The sequence below is a fragment of the Gemmatimonadaceae bacterium genome (genome assembly GCA_035606695.1).
Classification (GTDB): Bacteria; Gemmatimonadota; Gemmatimonadetes; order Gemmatimonadales; family Gemmatimonadaceae; genus JAQBQB01.
Genome location: DATNEW010000027.1, coordinates 141,281 through 157,012, shown reverse-complemented (window position 1 = coordinate 157,012; position 15,732 = coordinate 141,281). Strand labels below are relative to the sequence as shown.

15 protein-coding genes are annotated in these 15,732 nt (G+C 64.9%); 3 read left to right on the top strand and 12 right to left on the bottom strand.

Annotated features, from left to right (window positions below):
* Positions 1-100 precede the first annotated feature (100 nt).
* Positions 101-1,213, top strand: a complete 1,113-nt coding sequence (locus tag VN706_13975; GenBank protein HXT16742.1) for a S8 family peptidase — start codon at positions 101-103, stop codon at positions 1,211-1,213.
* A 22-nt stretch (positions 1,214-1,235) separates the two neighbouring features.
* Here the strand turns inward: VN706_13975 and VN706_13970 are convergent, their stop codons facing one another.
* From VN706_13970 to VN706_13940, 7 genes are read right to left on the bottom strand one after another with little or no spacing between them, the layout of a single operon-like run.
* Positions 1,236-2,045, bottom strand: coding sequence for a sugar phosphate isomerase/epimerase family protein (locus tag VN706_13970; protein ID HXT16741.1), 810 nt, complete (start codon positions 2,043-2,045; stop codon positions 1,236-1,238).
* Positions 2,042-2,818 (bottom strand): NAD(P)-dependent oxidoreductase, encoded by a 777-nt coding sequence (locus tag VN706_13965; GenBank protein ID HXT16740.1) that lies wholly within the window; start codon positions 2,816-2,818, stop codon positions 2,042-2,044. The genes VN706_13970 and VN706_13965 overlap by 4 nt, the downstream gene beginning before the upstream one ends.
* A complete protein-coding gene (locus VN706_13960; GenBank protein HXT16739.1) occupies positions 2,815-3,600 on the bottom strand; it encodes a glycosyltransferase family 2 protein in 786 nt (261 codons plus the stop codon). Before VN706_13960 ends, VN706_13965 begins: the two co-directional genes overlap by 4 nt.
* Positions 3,601-3,610: 10 nt before the next feature.
* A complete protein-coding gene (locus VN706_13955; GenBank protein HXT16738.1) occupies positions 3,611-5,335 on the bottom strand; it encodes a hypothetical protein in 1,725 nt (574 codons plus the stop codon).
* Complete coding sequence (locus VN706_13950) at positions 5,332-6,273, bottom strand: glycosyltransferase family 2 protein (protein ID HXT16737.1); 942 nt, start codon at positions 6,271-6,273, stop codon at positions 5,332-5,334. Before VN706_13950 ends, VN706_13955 begins: the two co-directional genes overlap by 4 nt.
* Positions 6,270-7,415 carry an FAD-dependent oxidoreductase gene (locus tag VN706_13945; GenBank protein HXT16736.1) on the bottom strand — a complete coding sequence of 382 codons (1,146 nt, stop codon included), beginning with the start codon at positions 7,413-7,415 and terminating at the stop codon, positions 6,270-6,272. The genes VN706_13950 and VN706_13945 overlap by 4 nt, the downstream gene beginning before the upstream one ends.
* 48 nt (positions 7,416-7,463) lie before the next feature.
* Complete coding sequence (locus VN706_13940) at positions 7,464-8,270, bottom strand: YdcF family protein (GenBank protein ID HXT16735.1); 807 nt, start codon at positions 8,268-8,270, stop codon at positions 7,464-7,466.
* Positions 8,271-8,308: 38 nt separating this feature from the next.
* Here VN706_13940 and tkt point away from each other — a divergent pair, with 38 nt between their 5' ends.
* Both tkt and VN706_13930 read left to right on the top strand, forming a co-directional pair.
* Complete coding sequence (tkt, locus tag VN706_13935) at positions 8,309-10,321, top strand: transketolase (protein ID HXT16734.1); 2,013 nt, start codon at positions 8,309-8,311, stop codon at positions 10,319-10,321.
* A gap of 11 nt (positions 10,322-10,332) precedes the next feature.
* Complete coding sequence (locus VN706_13930; protein HXT16733.1) at positions 10,333-10,959, top strand: class I SAM-dependent methyltransferase; 627 nt, start codon at positions 10,333-10,335, stop codon at positions 10,957-10,959.
* On the opposite strand, the gene VN706_13925 is transcribed toward VN706_13930, so the two are convergent.
* From VN706_13925 to VN706_13905, 5 genes are read right to left on the bottom strand one after another with little or no spacing between them, the layout of a single operon-like run.
* Positions 10,945-12,543 (bottom strand): DUF6798 domain-containing protein, encoded by a 1,599-nt coding sequence (locus tag VN706_13925; GenBank protein HXT16732.1) that lies wholly within the window; start codon positions 12,541-12,543, stop codon positions 10,945-10,947. The genes VN706_13930 and VN706_13925 overlap by 15 nt on opposite strands.
* Complete coding sequence (locus VN706_13920; GenBank protein HXT16731.1) at positions 12,540-12,932, bottom strand: SMR family transporter; 393 nt, start codon at positions 12,930-12,932, stop codon at positions 12,540-12,542. The genes VN706_13925 and VN706_13920 overlap by 4 nt, the downstream gene beginning before the upstream one ends.
* Before the next feature lie 33 nt (positions 12,933-12,965).
* Positions 12,966-13,907 (bottom strand): hypothetical protein, encoded by a 942-nt coding sequence (locus tag VN706_13915; protein HXT16730.1) that lies wholly within the window; start codon positions 13,905-13,907, stop codon positions 12,966-12,968.
* Between the two features lie 10 nt (positions 13,908-13,917).
* Positions 13,918-14,583: an acetyltransferase gene (locus VN706_13910; GenBank protein ID HXT16729.1), complete on the bottom strand. Its 666-nt coding sequence runs from the start codon at positions 14,581-14,583 to the stop codon at positions 13,918-13,920.
* Positions 14,584-14,638: 55 nt separating this feature from the next.
* Complete coding sequence (locus VN706_13905) at positions 14,639-15,670, bottom strand: class I SAM-dependent methyltransferase (GenBank protein HXT16728.1); 1,032 nt, start codon at positions 15,668-15,670, stop codon at positions 14,639-14,641.
* Positions 15,671-15,732 lie beyond the last annotated feature (62 nt).

The window sequence follows — 15,732 nt, the reverse complement described above, 5'->3', positions numbered from 1 at the left end:
GTCGGCGTGGCACGCCAATTCCTTTAGCACGTATTCGCAGGAAGTCTCGCGGCCGCATCGCAGATGCCTCGCGAGCAGGGAACTTCAAACCGGCTGTCTCATGCGTCTCCGCGTTCTGACCCACAACAGCATCTCGTTCGGCCTCGGAGCATTGAGCGCCGCCGCGATTCTGGCTGGGTGTGCGCACGTGTCGCGGCCGGGCCTGGCGAGCACGACGCCGTCGCTCGATGAGTCGAGCAGCATCTACAGTCTTGCAAGCAGCAGCGCCCGGCCGGCCATCGTCTACTCGACGTCCACCATCTCGTTCGCGCTCGATCGCATCGATCAACGCGGGTTGCCGCTCGATCACACATATCGGCATCCGGCAACGGGCAAGGGCGTGACCGTGTACGTGTTCGACGGCGGCGTCTCGACAACGCATCCCGAGCTCGCCGGCCGCGTTCGCATTGGCTTCTCCGGATTCCCGGATGATCCAAAGATCTGCAACGCGCACGGCACCGCCGTTGCCGGCGCGATCGCCGGTTCGACACTCGGCGTCGCGCCCGATGCGGAGATCGTCGACGTGAAGATGGTGCAGTGCGAGAAGCTCCGTGGGACGATTCGCGCGATCGTCGACGGCGCCCGGTGGGTGATCGAAGATCACAAGCAACATCCGGGACCGGCGATCGCGAACTGGTCGTTCATCGCCGATACCGCCTCGCGAATCCCCGCACTGGACAGTGCGGTGAATGAACTGCGCGCGGCGGGCATTCCGGTGATCGTGTCCGCGGGCAATCTCGACATCGATGCGTGCAAGGTGTCGCCGGGGAACGCGCAGGGCACGATCGTCGTCGGCGCGTCGGCCGTGACGTCGGAGCCGCTGCCGAACGGCGGTACGCAGATGATCGATCGCCGCTCGCCGGGCACGGCGTTCGGTGCGTGCATCGACCTGTACGCGCCGGGCGACTCGGTACTGCTGCCGAGCCTCGATCGCTCGTTCGCGCCGATCACGCAGTTGTGGAACGGCACGTCGATGTCGGCGGGATATGTGAGCGGTGCGGCGGCGCTCTATCTCGAGACGCATCCGAACGCGACGCCCGACGACGTCGCGGACGAGCTCAAGTCGAGCGCGACGGCCAACGTGCTGCGCGACACGCGAGCGACCGAATCACGCATGCTCTACGTCGGAACGCGCGACACGCGGTTGGTGACGCGAACCGCGTCGCGGCGGTGAAGGTATAGATGACGAGTCGTTCCTAATACGAGCGACTGGCCACACGAATCGCGCGGCGGACGGCGTCGACATTCGACCCGCTCGCCGCGCGACGCATTTCGATACTCACCCAGCCGGTGTAGCCGGCCTGCTCGAGCGCGGTACCGGCAAGCTCGTGTGTCGCCGCATTTGACAATTCGGCAAGCGCCGGCTCACTCGCATGAAAGTGCGCGAGCCATGGCGCCGAGCTCGCGATCGTTCGAGCGATGTCGTCACCCGCAAGCATCATCCCGCCGAGGTCGCCGTTCACTCGAATGTTCGGGTGATCGACCGAACGGGCCAGCTCGACGGCTTCGTCAGTTGTGAGAATGAAGTCGCCCCCGTAGTCGGCTGGGTTCGCCTCGATGCAGATCGTGACATCGGCGTTCGCGGCGTACGGGCCAAGATCGCGAAAGAAGTCGGCGGCGATCTCGAGCGCATTGGCGAGCGGCAAATCGCCTCGGCGGCGATTCTTCGGCGAGCCGAACACGAGCGTGCGCGCGCCGAGCGTGCGCGCGAAGTCCATTGCGCGCCTCATGTACTCCGCGAGCGCTCGCCGCACGCTATCGTCGCCGAACAGTTGCAGGTCGGGGCGGCCAAACAGCAGCGATTGGAGCGACACGACACTCAGCCCGCGGTTCTTCCAGGTGTCGCGCAACGCGAGCACGTCGGCGTGTGACGCGTCGTAGGGTTCGCTTCGCCAGGCGGTTGGGGCGAGCTCGATCGCCGTAACGCCTTCGTCGCGAAGCATTGCCGCCATCGCCTCGTCCTCTTCAGGCGTCCACGCAATGTTCGAGACCGCGAGGCCCTTCATTTCGAACGTTCTTGCCGCACGAACTCGGCGATGCCTTGCAGCTCGCGCGGTTTGTCCTCGACGTAGCGCCCTTCTCCGCCGAAGAGATGCGCGTATCGCGTCTGCACGTCGTAGCGCGCGGGCCGCTCGGCAACCTCGTTCTCGAAATCGAGGTCGAACGCCGCGCGCGCGACCTCGGCGGCGGTGACGGGCTCCGTGGGCAGATGCACGAGCGGAAGCTCGTTGTTCATGGCGATCCTGATGTCGCGCCACAAGCGGCCGATATCATAGAACTGGAATACGGCCCGCGAATCGATCTTCCGCACGTCGTTATCGTGCAGGAAATCGAAGATGACGTTCTTCTTGAGACCGGGGCCGTAGAGCGCGGCGAGTCGCACGACGAGCGCGTCGAAGCGCGCGGAGACGAGCTGCTCCAGTCGGCGCCGATGCCGGCCGTAGGCGTGCAGACCGTCCATTGGCGTCGGCGAGTCTTCGTCGACGCCGACTGGTTGAATGAACACGTCGACCGTGGAGATCAGCACGACTTTGCGTGCATTGACGTGGCTCAATGCCTTGAACAGCTGTTCGATGTTGTCGAGGTCGCGTTCGGGCTCGGCGTTCGCCTTCCACTTTTCGGCGCGCGCGCCCGAGACGATGAGCAGGTCGAAGCTGCGTCCGTCGATCTGGTCGATGTTCCGCGAATTGAAGCAGTCGTCGAACGAGCGCTGGCGCAGCAGGTTGCTGCCGACGAAGCCTGTGTGGCCGATGATGGCGGCGCTTCGATCGTCGCTCATGGGTTGTATCGCCCGAGCGCCGCCGCGGCGAGCGTGCGAAGAATGAGAAGATTTCCTTTCACGGGGCTGATCTTGGTCGGTATGGCGCCGCGCTCGGGATAGCGTCGCGTGACCGGTGTTTCGGTCACCCTGAGCCCAAGCCGAGCGGCGCGGATGGCGAGATAGTAGTGCAGCTCGTACCCCGTGAATATGTCGCGGAGCGGCGCCACGCGCGGGTCCGCGAGCAATCGCCGGCTGTAGGCGCGAAAGCCGTTCGTCGTGTCGGTGTATCGCGCGCCGGCGGCGAGACTGATGAGCGGAGCATGCAACAGCTTCACACCGAGCGTGCGGCTGCGCGGCGTGTTGATGCCGTGGCCGCCCGGGATGTAGCGCGAGCCCTGAATGTGGTCGAAGCCCTGGTCGAGCAGCTCGATGAACCGCGGAATGGCGGTGAAGTCGTCCTTGCCGTTGCCGTCGATCACGATCAGTCCGTCGTATCCTTCCTCGAGCGCGAACGCGATGGCCATGCGCATCTGTGCGCTGAGCTTTCCGGGCCCGCGCTTGACGAGCAGCGCGCGCAGGCGGAACTCCCCGAGTGTCGGGACGTCGAGCGACCCGTCGGTGCTGCCGCCGTCGGCGACGACGATGTCGATCGTATCGGCCAACGCCGACATCCCGCGGAGCTGAGCGCGAATGCGCTCGCCTTCGTTGATACAGAAAACAGCGACACAATATCTGTATCGCCGAGGGGCAAAGATGTGGCGCTCGTGCGCTGGAATGCCTGGAGCCTGTGGGACGAGCATCAGCGCTTCATCACTGCGTCAGGATCAAACCGCCGACGATGATCGGCGCCGTCTCCGCGCCAAATTGCAGCACGTCTTTTCGCGTGAGCACCAGCACCCGCCCGGGAAACTGTGCTTGCAGGGCGGCGAGGTTTGCCTTGTCGAGCTCATAGGCGTCGACGAGCTTCGGCGAATTGCGCAGGAACGGGTCGTTGCGAAGCATCTGCCTTCCCCAGCGAACGTACTGCAGCGGAAAGACGACGACGTCGGCGTTGCGACTGGCGACCCACTGATAGGTGCGCGCGTACGGCCCGACGAGATGCTCGACCTGCACGGCGCGCATGGGGAGCTGAATCACGAGACTCGCGACGAGCGATGCCGCCGCGAATGCATACGCGCGCCTGCGTCCGATCGCGCTGGCGATCGTATCGATGCCGAGCGCGGCGAGCAGCCCGAAGTTGATGACTCCTGGATATACGAACCGGTATCCCCAGCCTTCTCCCTGCGTCACGGGCTCGACGGCGCGCACCGCGATCATGACGAGGACGCCGAGCAGCAGATCGCGCCCGAGGTCGTCCAACCCAGACCAGTCGAGCGCGCAGAGAAAGAGCACCAGAATCAGAATCGGCGAGTTCCAGGTGGCGATGAGCGTGACGTGCATCGCCGTGGTGAGCAAGTCGAGCAGGTCGGGAACCGCGAAATGCGATCGGACCGCGGCGCCACCGACCGTGACCGACGTGATGCTCTTCGCGACGACGCCGGTGCTAGCCGACGCCGCCGTCCCCGCGAGCTTCAGCTGATGCGCCCAGAACGCGATCGCGATGACATACACGATCGTGAGATACGCGACGGTTCTCCACTCGCGGCGGCGAAGAATGCGCAGCGCGAACGGCGCCACCCACAGCGCGTGCGTGAGCGGGTTGTGCACGCCGAACGCGAGAAATCCAACCCACGGGAACAACAGCGTTGCCCACGTTCGCCGCTGCACGTACAGCCATAGCCAGAGCGCCGAGAACAGGAGGTCCGTTGGACCGGAGAACATCGTCATCGACATGAAGAGGAACTGCGTCGACAACGCGACGACGAGCACGCTCATGACGGCGCGGTCGCGGCGCTCGGGCCATGCGATGCGCGCGGTCGACCACACGAGCACCAGCGTCACGACCGCGGTGAGCGGTCCGGCGAGCCAGTCAACGTGCAGCGCGATGAACCAGCTTCGAATCAGCGAGTGGACAGGCAGAAAGAACTGCAGGTTCCAGCCGCACGGCGGCGTGATCGCAACGGTCGTTGGCGTCATCGCGCCAATCCAGCGGCACCACGGCTGCGGAACGACCGCGCTCGTCTTCCCGTGCGCGAAGATGAGCGCCTGCACCCAGCCGGCGTTCTCGTCGTCGGCGAGGAAGTAATGATGAAATATGAAAGCGAAGCCGAGGAACACGACGACCGCGGCGAACGCCGCCGTGAGCCACAGGGCGCGCCGATCGGTGGAGAGCCAGTTCAAGACGCGTGGTTCTGCGTCGGGCTCGGGTGCTTGTGGCGCGCGAAAGCTCAGGATCAGCGCGGCGACCGCGAACGCGGCAATCAACACCAACGCAGGCGGCTCGAAGCGCGCGAATTGCTCGTAGAACAGACTGCGATACTGCAGCAGGTGCCGGTTCGAATCGGGAATGGCGACGAAGCCGGCGACACACAGCACCAGGGTCGCGAACGACGCCAGACGAATCCAGGATCTCGCCTCGGCGGAATCGTCCGTCACTGCGACACCACGTTGCGACGCTCCTCGCGCAGCATCACGGAGCTCGTCTGTTCTTCGCGGACGTAATAGGCCGGCCGGTCGCGCATGCGGCGCGACAAACCGCCGACGTATTCGGCGAGCATCGTGATCATGCACGCGATGATGAACAGCGCGAACGCGATGTGCCGCGACGCGGGATCGACGCCGCGGTCGACGAGGGTCCAGACAAAGTCCACGAGCGCGATCAGCAGTCCAATCCGCACGACCGCCCGGAGCGGGTGCGTCGTGTGGTCCATCACCAACGCGCGCGCCAGCTCGAGCGCTTCGCCCTTGGGCCGCACGTTGGCGCGTCCCGAGCGGTTGATCGGCGAGTATGGCAGCGCGTGCTTCCGAAAGCCGACGTACGACGTCAACAGGCGGAGGTACTGATCGGGCGCGCGGATCTGTCCGATGGCGTTGACGACCTGCCGCGTCATGCAGCGGAACTGCGTCGAATCCTTCGGGATGCCCGCTTTGACGACGGAATTGATGTACCAGTAGAACACGCGCGCGCCCACGCGATACCAGAACGGCTCCGCCTTTCGATGGAGCCGCACGCCGTACACGATGTCCGCGCCGCCGCGGACGCGGTCGAGAAATTCCGGGATGAGCGACGGCGGATCCATGTTCGGCAGCATGACGACCGCGTAGTCGCCGATGGCCGCATCGAGCCCCGCGGCGATCGCCGTCTCTTCGCCGAAGTGGCGCGACAAGCGCAGGAACCGAACGAAGTCGTAGCGGCCGAGGAGCGCGCGGACACTCGCGACGGTGGCTTCGGGCGCGCCATCGTCCACCAGCACGATCTCGTAGTGCGTCACGAGATTGCGCAGCACCTCGACGGTTTCGGCGACGAACGCCTCGACGGCGCTCGTGTCGTCGTTGTCGAGCGGAGCAACGATGGAGACGAGCGATTCGATCACGAGCTGTGCGCCTGCGCCAAAGCGTCCTCGACGTCGTACACACTGTCGATCTTCGCACCGAGGACGGTGATCACCGCCGGCAGCTCGGCGCTGCGGCGGAAGAGAATCGGCCGGCTGTCGTCCTGCTCGCTGCGCGGCATCACCGTTTTGATCTCCCACAGTGAATCGACGTAGCGCGTGTTGCGCATGCACGGAAGGTAGCGCGCCGCGTCGTGCGCCATGTGCGAGAATCGCGATTGGGCGCAGGCGAGCGCCTGTTCCGCCGACCGATTGTCGTCCCAGCTGCAATGCGGCGTGTATCGAACGTGGCTCAAGGAAAACAATCCGCGCGGCGGATACGGCATGAGCGAAAAGAAGGGACCGTCCATCACGGTGACGGCCGCGCCCTGGAGCTCATCGGGTGGGTGAACGATGGCCATCTCCGTCAGCTCATGCTTCATGGGAATGCGTGCCGCCGCCGAATGCTCGAGCAGCTGATTGCCGCGCGAGTAGGTGCAGTTCAGCACGAGCGATGACAGGACCTCGCTTTCCGCGCCGGCGTGTCGCAAGGTGACGCGCGCTCCGTCCGGTGCGTTGCGCACGCTCACGGCTTCCGTCGACGTGCGCACTTCGACGCCCGTGTCAACGAGCTCGCGGCTGGTCCGTTCGCGCAGCTTCACGGCGTCGAACGCACATTCCTGTACCTCGAACACGGCATCGACGCGGGTGGAATCGAACAGGCGCGCCACCGCGGCCGGCGCCTTCGACAGCGGCGCTTCGATCCGGCGGCAGAATTCGGCGAACTGGTTGCCCGTCACCTTCGACACGCCACGCGCGACGGCGTAGTAATGCGGAAACGAGCGATCGATGCAGTCGCCGTATTCATCTACGAACCGCGGATAGTTGTGGCGCGACCGGAGCGACGTCAGAATACTGCGCGGATAGTGATATCCGCCGTGCACGCGCGCCTGATTGTTCAGCGAGGCGCGGCCGAGCAGGATCGCTTCGCGCTCGACGAGCAGCACGCGATCGAATCGACGGCGCAGCATGAGCGCCAGGCGAGCGCCGTAGAAGCCGCCGCCGACGATCAGCGCGTCGTATCGAGCCGTTGATTTCCGCGCGGATGCGGGCGTTGGTGCCGGCGTGGGTGCGGGCGTGGACACGTGCTTACGACGATTCGCGGCGGGCGGACGTTACCGGCTTTCGCGCACTCAGACCCAGTGCTTGAAGCGGTACTTCACCATCGCCAGGCGCTCGTACACGTACGATCTGAACGCCGCCAGGCGCTCGTCCGGCGTTCGCGGGTGCCAGCGAGACGCATCGTGCTCGCGCGCCGGAACGCAAACGACGTGGAGGCCCACCTTCTCGAACGTGGCGCATGCCCTCCGTGTGTGCATTGGGCTCGTGACCAGCACGATGAGCCGCGATCCTCCTGGGCCGTTCGCCGGCAACAGCCGCGCGACACGCTCGGCCTCGTCGCGCGTGGTGTGCACGGTATCGACGACGTCCCATCGCGGCGCGCCGACCAGGGCGATCATCCGGCGCTCGTCGATCTCGGTGCTCAGTTGCTGTGACCCGAGTGTGGCGACGGCGCGCGTGGTAATGAGGCGGTCCGACACGCCGGCGTGAATGAGCGCCAAGCCTTCGATCAGACGGTCGAGTCCCTGGACGTCGAGCGTCGTGTCGGAGGTGACGCCCGAGGACGGTACGACGATCGCGTCGACGTGCGCGGGCACGGAGTCGCTGCGCACCCATTCCGCCGACCAGTGCGCGGCCAGCGGCGTCAGCGCGATCACGGTGTACGCCGCGAGCAGAACGGCGTCGCCAATGAGGAGCCATTTCAGCGCGGCCAGCCAACCGATGACGACGCCGACCAACAGACCGGCGAAGATCACCGCGATCGTGGATTGGCCCGTGGCGATGGCAAGCCCCAGGTCGGCGAAGAGCCGCCCGCCAAGCGCTCCCAGCAACGCGCCCGCGGCCGCCGTTCGCGCGGCTCCCTGTCTCGCTAATTTCATGGAGTTCAAGCCATGTTGCTCTTCACGTCAGGAAGCGTATGCCTACCAGCGATCTCGATCTGCTCTGCATCAATACTGTTCGCACGCTCGCGATGGATGCGGTGCAGAAAGCTGAATCCGGCCATCCCGGAACGCCAATGGCGCTCGCGCCGATCGGCTATGTGCTCTTCACGCGCACGATGCGCCACGATCCCGCCGATCCGCACTGGACGAATCGCGACCGCTTCGTGTTGTCGTGCGGCCACGCGTCGATGCTCCTCTACTCCTGTCTCTATCTCACGGGATACGACCTGAGCCTCGAGGACCTGAAGCAGTTCCGCCAGTGGGAGAGCCGCACGCCGGGGCATCCCGAGTATGGCTACACGCCCGGTGTCGAGACGACCACCGGCCCGCTCGGTCAGGGCATTGGCAACGCGGTCGGCATGGCGGTGGCCGAGGCGCACCTGGCGGCGACGTTCAACAAGTCGGGCCACGACGTCATCGACCATTACACGTACTTCATCTGCAGCGACGGCGATTTGATGGAAGGCATCTCGCACGAAGCGGCGTCGTTCGCGGGGCACTACAAGCTTGGAAAGCTGATCGGCTTTTACGACGACAATCACATCACGATCGACGGGCCGACGGAGCTCACCTACACCGACGACGCGGGCAAGCGGTTCGAGGCGTACGGGTGGCAGGTGCTGCACATCAGCGACGTCAACGATCTCGACGCGATCGAAGCCGCGCTCGGCGAAGCGCAGTCGGACACCGAGCGGCCGACGTTGATCGTGACGCGCACGCACATCGGCTACGGGAGCCCGAACAAGCAGGATACCTCGAAGGCGCACGGCGAGGCACTCGGCAAGGACGAGGTGCTGCTGACGAAGAAGAATCTCGGCTGGCCGAGCATGGAGCCGTTCTTCGTGCCGGATGAGGCGCTCGCGCATTGGCGGAAGACGAAGGAGAAGGGCGCGAAGCTGCATGCCGACTGGGACAAGCAGTGGAGCGCGTACAAGACGGCATTCGCGGACGACGCGCGCGATCTCGAGCGCCGGCTCTCGGGCAAGCGTCCCGAGGGTTGGGAGAAGAAGATTCCGTCGTTCACGAAGGAGAACGGCAACGTGGCGAGCCGCGCGGCGTTCGGCGCGGTGCTCAACGCAACGGCGGAGCTCTTGCCGGAGCTCGTCGGCGGCTCGGCCGATCTGACGCCGTCGAACAACACCTCCGTCAAGGCGTGGAAGAACTTCTCGCCCGAGGACTATGCCGCGCGCTATGTGCATTTTGGTATTAGAGAACATGGAATGGCGGCGATCATGAACGGCATGGCCGTGCACGGCGGCATTCTGCCGTACGGCGGCACGTTCCTGATTTTCTCCGATTACATGCGGCCGGCGGTGCGTCTGGCCGCGTTCATGAAGCAGCACGTGATTTACATCTACACGCATGATTCGATCGGGCTGGGCGAAGACGGCCCGACGCATCAACCGATCGAGCAGCTGTCGGCGCTGCGCGCCATTCCGAACATGTTGCTGGTGCGTCCCGCCGACGCCACGGAGACCGCGGTCGCGTGGAAGTTCGCGGTCAACTACAATGGTGGACCCGTCGCGCTCGTGCTCACGCGGCAGAAGCTCGGCTTCATCGACCGCGAGACGTATGCGTCGGCGGAAGGGTTGGAGCGCGGCGGCTACGTGCTCGCCGATCCGCCGAGCGGCGCCGAGCCGAAAGTGGTGCTGATGTCGTCGGGGTCCGAGGTCGCGCTGATACTCCAGGCGCACCAAAAGCTGGCCGAGCAAGGAATTCCGACGCGCGTGGTGAGCATGCCGAGCATGGATTTGTTCTCGCGGCAATCGAAGGACTATCGCGACTCGGTGCTTCCGCCGGGGTCGGCGCGCATCGCGATCGAGGCGGCGCATCCGATGTCGTGGTACGAGTGGATCGGCGGGAACGGGGTCGTGCTCGGGCTGGAGCGGTTCGGGGCGAGCGCGCCGTATGAGTTGATATATGAGCATCTTGGGATCACCGTCCAGAAGGTGATCGATGCGGCGAAGGGGCTGGCGAAGGGCGCGTAGCGGCAGCGCGAATGAGCACGCACGAATCGCCAATCGATCTCGTTCGCGACTACTACACCGCGGCGTTGCGCACGCACGGCCCGGTGCCGCGCGGCGTGGATTGGAACGACGCGGCGTCGCAATCCCTGCGATTCGAGCAGTTGTTGAAGGTTTGCGACCCGAGCCGCGAGTTCGCTCTGCTCGACTACGGCTGCGGATACGGCGCGCTCGGCCTGTACCTCTCCCAGCACCGGTGGCCGGCGAGATATTCCGGCTACGACGTCGCTCCGGAGATGATCGCCGCGGCACGGGAGCAGCTCGTCGACGTGGCCCACGAAGAGTTGACGAGCGACGCGAGCCGCGTTTCCGCCGCCGACTACGTCGTGGCGAGCGGCATCTTCAACGTGCGCCTCGGCGTGTCCGACGACGCCTGGCGCGCGCATATCGACTCGACGCTGGAGCGTCTCGACGCGCTCTCGACGCGCGGGTTCGCGTTCAACATGCTGACCTCGTACAGCGATCCGGGGCGCATGCGAAGCGATTTGTACTACGCGAACCCGTCCGAGATCTTCGCCGCGTGCAAACAACGCTTCTCGAAGAAGGTGGCGCTGCTGCACGACTATGACCTCTACGAGTTCACCATTCTAGTCCGCAAATGACGGTGTGAGCGCATACACCGTGAACGCGCGGTCGCGAAACACGAGCCGTGCAAAGGCGCAGGATAATTCGGCGGGCGCCGGCAGCAGTACATGGGTCACCGCATAGGCGGTTTGCAGTTCGCTCAAGTGTCGGCAGGCGCCGGCGCCGTGCTCGGCATAGAATCGCTTGATGCGCTCGATGCGCGAATACCATTCGAGCAGGTCGGTGTCCTGTGTCGGCGCTGTCTTCCAGTCGGCGACGATCGGGACGCCCGTCGCCAGGCGAAATTCCTCGAGATCGATCGGGATGACGTAGACGTCGCCCTTGCGCGCGGTCTGCCGCGCGAACGCGAGCGCTGCGTCCGACGGCACGCGCGGCGTCGAGCGAACGAGACGCCACACCTGCGCGACACCCACGATGGCGAGCCAGGCGACGACGACCGCGGTCACGGCGACTGACGCAGGCCTGAACCACGACGTCCGCTGGAGTCGCGACGCCAGCCATGCGGCGAGCCACGCCAGAATGACGCACGTGGATAGCGGAAGCAGGAACGCGGTGATGCGCCACGGAAACATCAGCGAGAACCACGGCTTGTCGACGATCGCCGCCATGGCGGTCAGACACAGCGACAGTCCGAGCGGAATCGCCAGGAGCAGGCCGCGCACGTCACGCCGCAGCAACCAAACCGCGCCAACCATCACGAGACACTGCGCGGCGGCCTTGTAGCCGAACCACACCGCGGGACGCGCGTGATGCGGAATGCGGACGAATGCCAGGATGTAGGTCGCTTGCGCCCAGAGCTCCTTCGACGAGGGGCCAAAGGTGTTCAAGACGTAGACCGCGATCGGCAGCATCAATACCGCGCCGCACACGCCTACCCACAGTGCGCGAGCGAGATTCCGGTCGCGGAGCAGAATGATCGCGCTGTATGTCGCAATGAGAAACGCGGCGCTGAGTCCGAACGTCGGATGAATCGTCGCGGTCAGGGCGGCAACCGCGGCCGCGATCATCGGTCGATTCTCGACGAAACACAACATCGAGAGGAACAGCAGCACGCCGAAGCACGACGGCTGAAAGTACGAGCCCAACGCGTACATGCCGCCCAGACCCGCGAGGAGCGGACCTTCCGGATGCAACAATCGGCTGGCGCGGCCGAACGGACTCGCAAGCTCGAACGCGAGGCTACAATGAAGCGCGAGGAACGTTGCGAGAAAGAGGAGATGCGGCGCCGAATACCGGCGCAGGCCAACCAGCCGCCGCACGAGCTCGGACAGCGCATAGGCGTAGATCGCGAGCAGCGGCAGATAATACAGATAGAACGCGTTCTCGAAGTGCGCGCGATACGTTGCCGTCACGAGCCACGTGAAACTCGGCAACGCTTCCTGCCGCTGCACTTCCCAATCCGCGCTCAGAAAACCGAGGCCGCCTTTGGCGAGGCCGCGGAGGAACGCGGCGTTCTGGTTGAGCGTGTAGAGCGGCGATTGTTGGAACGCGAGCGCGAACACCACGGCCACGAGCGCGAGCGGCAGGATGCCGTATCGAGACAACGGAGGTTGGTCGGCTGCAACGGCCTCCTTCCGATCGAGAACGGCCGCATCGGTCACGCGCGGCTACCGATGATGATGCCGACGACGATCAGCGCCAATCCCAGAACGCGGGTGGGCGGCACGGTCTCGCGAAACACCGCGACGCTGAGCACGCTCACGAGCACGAAGGACAGGCTGGTGAACGGGTACGCGTAGGAGAGATCGAGCTTCGTCATGGCCGCAGCCCAACACACGAACGCGAGAAACGCCGCGATGACGCTCGTCAACATCCACGGCATGAGCACCAGCGCGATCATGTAGCGCGCCTTGTCGGCGAAGCCGACGGGCAGCGAACCGGCGCGGCCGACTTGCCATTTCAGAATCAGCTGGCCGTACACGGTGAAGAGCACGCAGCCGAGGACGTAGAGATAGCCCGTGAACGGAGGAGAGATCGATGCGGAACGCATAGGCGAGGAAGAAGAGAACGAACGAAGGAGAGCTCAAGCTGTGACGAGGAGCGCGCCGACTCCCGCGCTGCCGTAACCGTTGCCGTTATACAACACGAACGAGCGGTCATCCGCCTGAAGCGGAGCCGCGTAGCAGACCATCTCGTTCTCCCACGCGGCGCTGCCGACGTCGAGGAATGGTCGTGGCTTCCGCTCCCACAACAGACCGTCGCGAGAGACAGCCACGTACACTCGATAGGCTTCACCGAGGCGACGAGCTGAATAGAACATCAGCAGGCGGTCGCCGTCGGGGATGACGACAGGTCGCGCGATCGCGTGCTCGCCCTCGCCATAGTCGATGCATCGATGACCTGATGTTCGCCACGTGAGGCCGTCGTCGCTCGACGCGTGCTTGATGGTGTAATAGTGCACCGGTTTGCCGGCGCCGGCGGCGTCCGACTTCCATTCCGTACCGGCGGCGTACCACATGCGATACCCGTCGCCGTCACGGAGTACCCACGGTGCACCGACAACGAATGGGTCATGGTGGTTGCGACCGAGAATCGGCGCCTCGGATATGCGGGTAAACGTTGCGCCGCCGTCGGTCGAGATCGCGCAGCCGATTTCGAATTGGAACGGCACTGTTCCGCCGAGCGTCCAGCCCGTGTAGTACATCCGCAGTCCGTCGGGAGTGTCGACGAGACAACCCGGCATCGCGCCCGCGTCGTCGAACGCGCCCAGACGTCCGAGCTCCAGCGATGGAATGGGTGCGACGTGCTCTGTGATGATTTGATCGCCCGCGACGTGCACATCCACCCACGCGCCGCGAGATCGATTGCGCGCGTCGCGCGCCGAAAAGTGAATTCGATACCGCCCGCCGCCGAGCGCCTGCGGAAACGGATTCTGACAGTGCGTCACGTGCCACGGCACACCGGTCGGTCCCTGGACGAGACCAAGCCTGCGTGTCGCCGCACGTGGATCTAGATAGACGGACACGCAATCATCTCTAGAAACGGTTCCGCATTAACTTGACGAACTTGCGGCTGGTCATGGGCGCGGCCGGCGTGGCTTGCACGATGTGCACGGCACCCGGCGCGGTGTCGGCGGTGATCAGCGCGTTTGCTCCGATGAACGACTCGGCGCCTAGCGTGATGCCTCTCGAAATCGTGCAATTGCTCCCGAGAAACGAGCCACGCCCGATGACGACCTCGCCGTTGAGAACGACATGCGACGCCAGGAACGCGTCGTCCTCGATTCGGCTGCCGTCGCCGAGATGACAGCCGCTCCACATCACGACGTTCGCCCCGATCGAGACGCCATAGTTCACGGTTTGGCCATCGAGAATGAAGCAGTTCTCGCCGCAGACGAAATCGGGATACGCGCGGACGGATGAGTGGACGTAGCTGATGAACCGATAGCCCAGCGTCTTGAGAAGAGCATACTTCTCGGCGCGCAGGGCGTTGAGGTTGGTCGAGCCGAGCGGAACGAAAGCGTGGACAGTGGCGGGCGGAAACGCGGATGTCGCGTCGCCGACCGCCACCACGGGCTTGCCGTCGAGCGAACCGTTGCCGACGAACTCGGCGTCGACGACGTAGCCGACGACCTCGTGATCCGTGTCGTCGTGCAAATAGCGCGTCGCGGTGCGGGCGCCCTGCCCGGCTCCGAAGATCACGACGCGATGCGCCCTCGAAGGCGACTCGGCCTCTGTCATGTCGATGAGTGTTTCATCATGAGTCGTGCGGCACGCAATCCGCCCAGGCGATCACTCGGGAACCGGTCGGCGCCAGTCGCTGTTCCAGCGCCGGCTGCGAGCGCGGGTGTACTCCCAGAACGATACAATCCTCGGCGCTGAACGTGTCTGCCGCGAACGGCCGCACGGTCTTGTCCAGGCATGTTCCCGCGAATCCGTCGACCACACAATAGTCCACTCGGCCCCAGTATTCAGGTGCGTAGCCCGCCAGCAGAAAGGTCCACATGCTGGCGCCGAAATTCGCCACCTGTCGGAATCCGACAGTAGCGTCTCGCAGCCGAGCGCGCACGTCACTCCACTCTCGCAGATAGGCCTCGCGGTCCGCGAACGAGTCCTCAGGATGGCGCAGCTTGGCAAGTTCCGGCGACGGGGCGAGATCCGTACGAGCGAGGACGACGAGTTGCTTGTCGAGAATGCTGATGTGTTCCGGTTGACCGAACCACCCCACCACGGCCAGCCCGGCACGGTCGGCAACCATGGCGACATGCCGAGGCTCGAATGAGAAGTTGTGATCGGCCCACAGGATTTCGTTCGTTGGACGAGTGGCGTCGGGCAAGATGAGAACAACGCGTCCGCGAGGATGGAGCCGCTCGGCGATCCCGCGGAGAAACGCGACCGGATCGAGAACATGCTGCAGCACGTTGATCGAGTACACGAGGTCATAGCCGTCATCGCCGGTCGACGAACGAAGGTCTTCGTCGAGCGTACCGGTGCGCACAGACAACCCGCGGCTGCGCGCGGCTTCGGCGTTCGCGATGGACGGTTCGATCCCCTCGATCGTCGCGGCGGGATAGACACGGCGCAGAGCATCCATCGCCCAACCCGCGCCGCAGCCGACGTCCAGGATTTTCGCCGGGGCCGAAATTGCGATGGACGCTCCAATCCATTCAGCCATGACGCGATACCGCTCCGCATCGTACGTGGTCGCGCCGGGTCGCGCGTAATACGACGCATAGCGCTCTGCATAGTAGTCGGATTCGCCGACGAAACGGTCGCGCGTTCGCTGCACGAATCCACATCGGGCGCACTGCGCCTTCGCGAGTGGTCGGTCGAGGATCAATCCGGCGGTCG

What these genes read in the sequence shown, in the direction of transcription:
- VN706_13975 (HXT16742.1), top strand. Translation starts at nt 101, where the DNA reads ATGCGTCTCCGCGTTCTGACCCACAACAGCATCTCGTTCGGCCTCGGA.
- VN706_13970 (HXT16741.1), bottom strand. Translation starts at nt 2,045, where the DNA reads ATGAAGGGCCTCGCGGTCTCGAACATTGCGTGGACGCCTGAAGAGGAC.
- VN706_13965 (HXT16740.1), bottom strand. Translation starts at nt 2,818, where the DNA reads ATGAGCGACGATCGAAGCGCCGCCATCATCGGCCACACAGGCTTCGTC.
- VN706_13960 (HXT16739.1), bottom strand. Translation starts at nt 3,600, where the DNA reads ATGCTCGTCCCACAGGCTCCAGGCATTCCAGCGCACGAGCGCCACATC.
- VN706_13940 (HXT16735.1), bottom strand. Translation starts at nt 8,270, where the DNA reads ATGAAATTAGCGAGACAGGGAGCCGCGCGAACGGCGGCCGCGGGCGCG.
- tkt (HXT16734.1), top strand. Translation starts at nt 8,309, where the DNA reads ATGCCTACCAGCGATCTCGATCTGCTCTGCATCAATACTGTTCGCACG.
- VN706_13930 (HXT16733.1), top strand. Translation starts at nt 10,333, where the DNA reads ATGAGCACGCACGAATCGCCAATCGATCTCGTTCGCGACTACTACACC.
- VN706_13920 (HXT16731.1), bottom strand. Translation starts at nt 12,932, where the DNA reads ATGCGTTCCGCATCGATCTCTCCTCCGTTCACGGGCTATCTCTACGTC.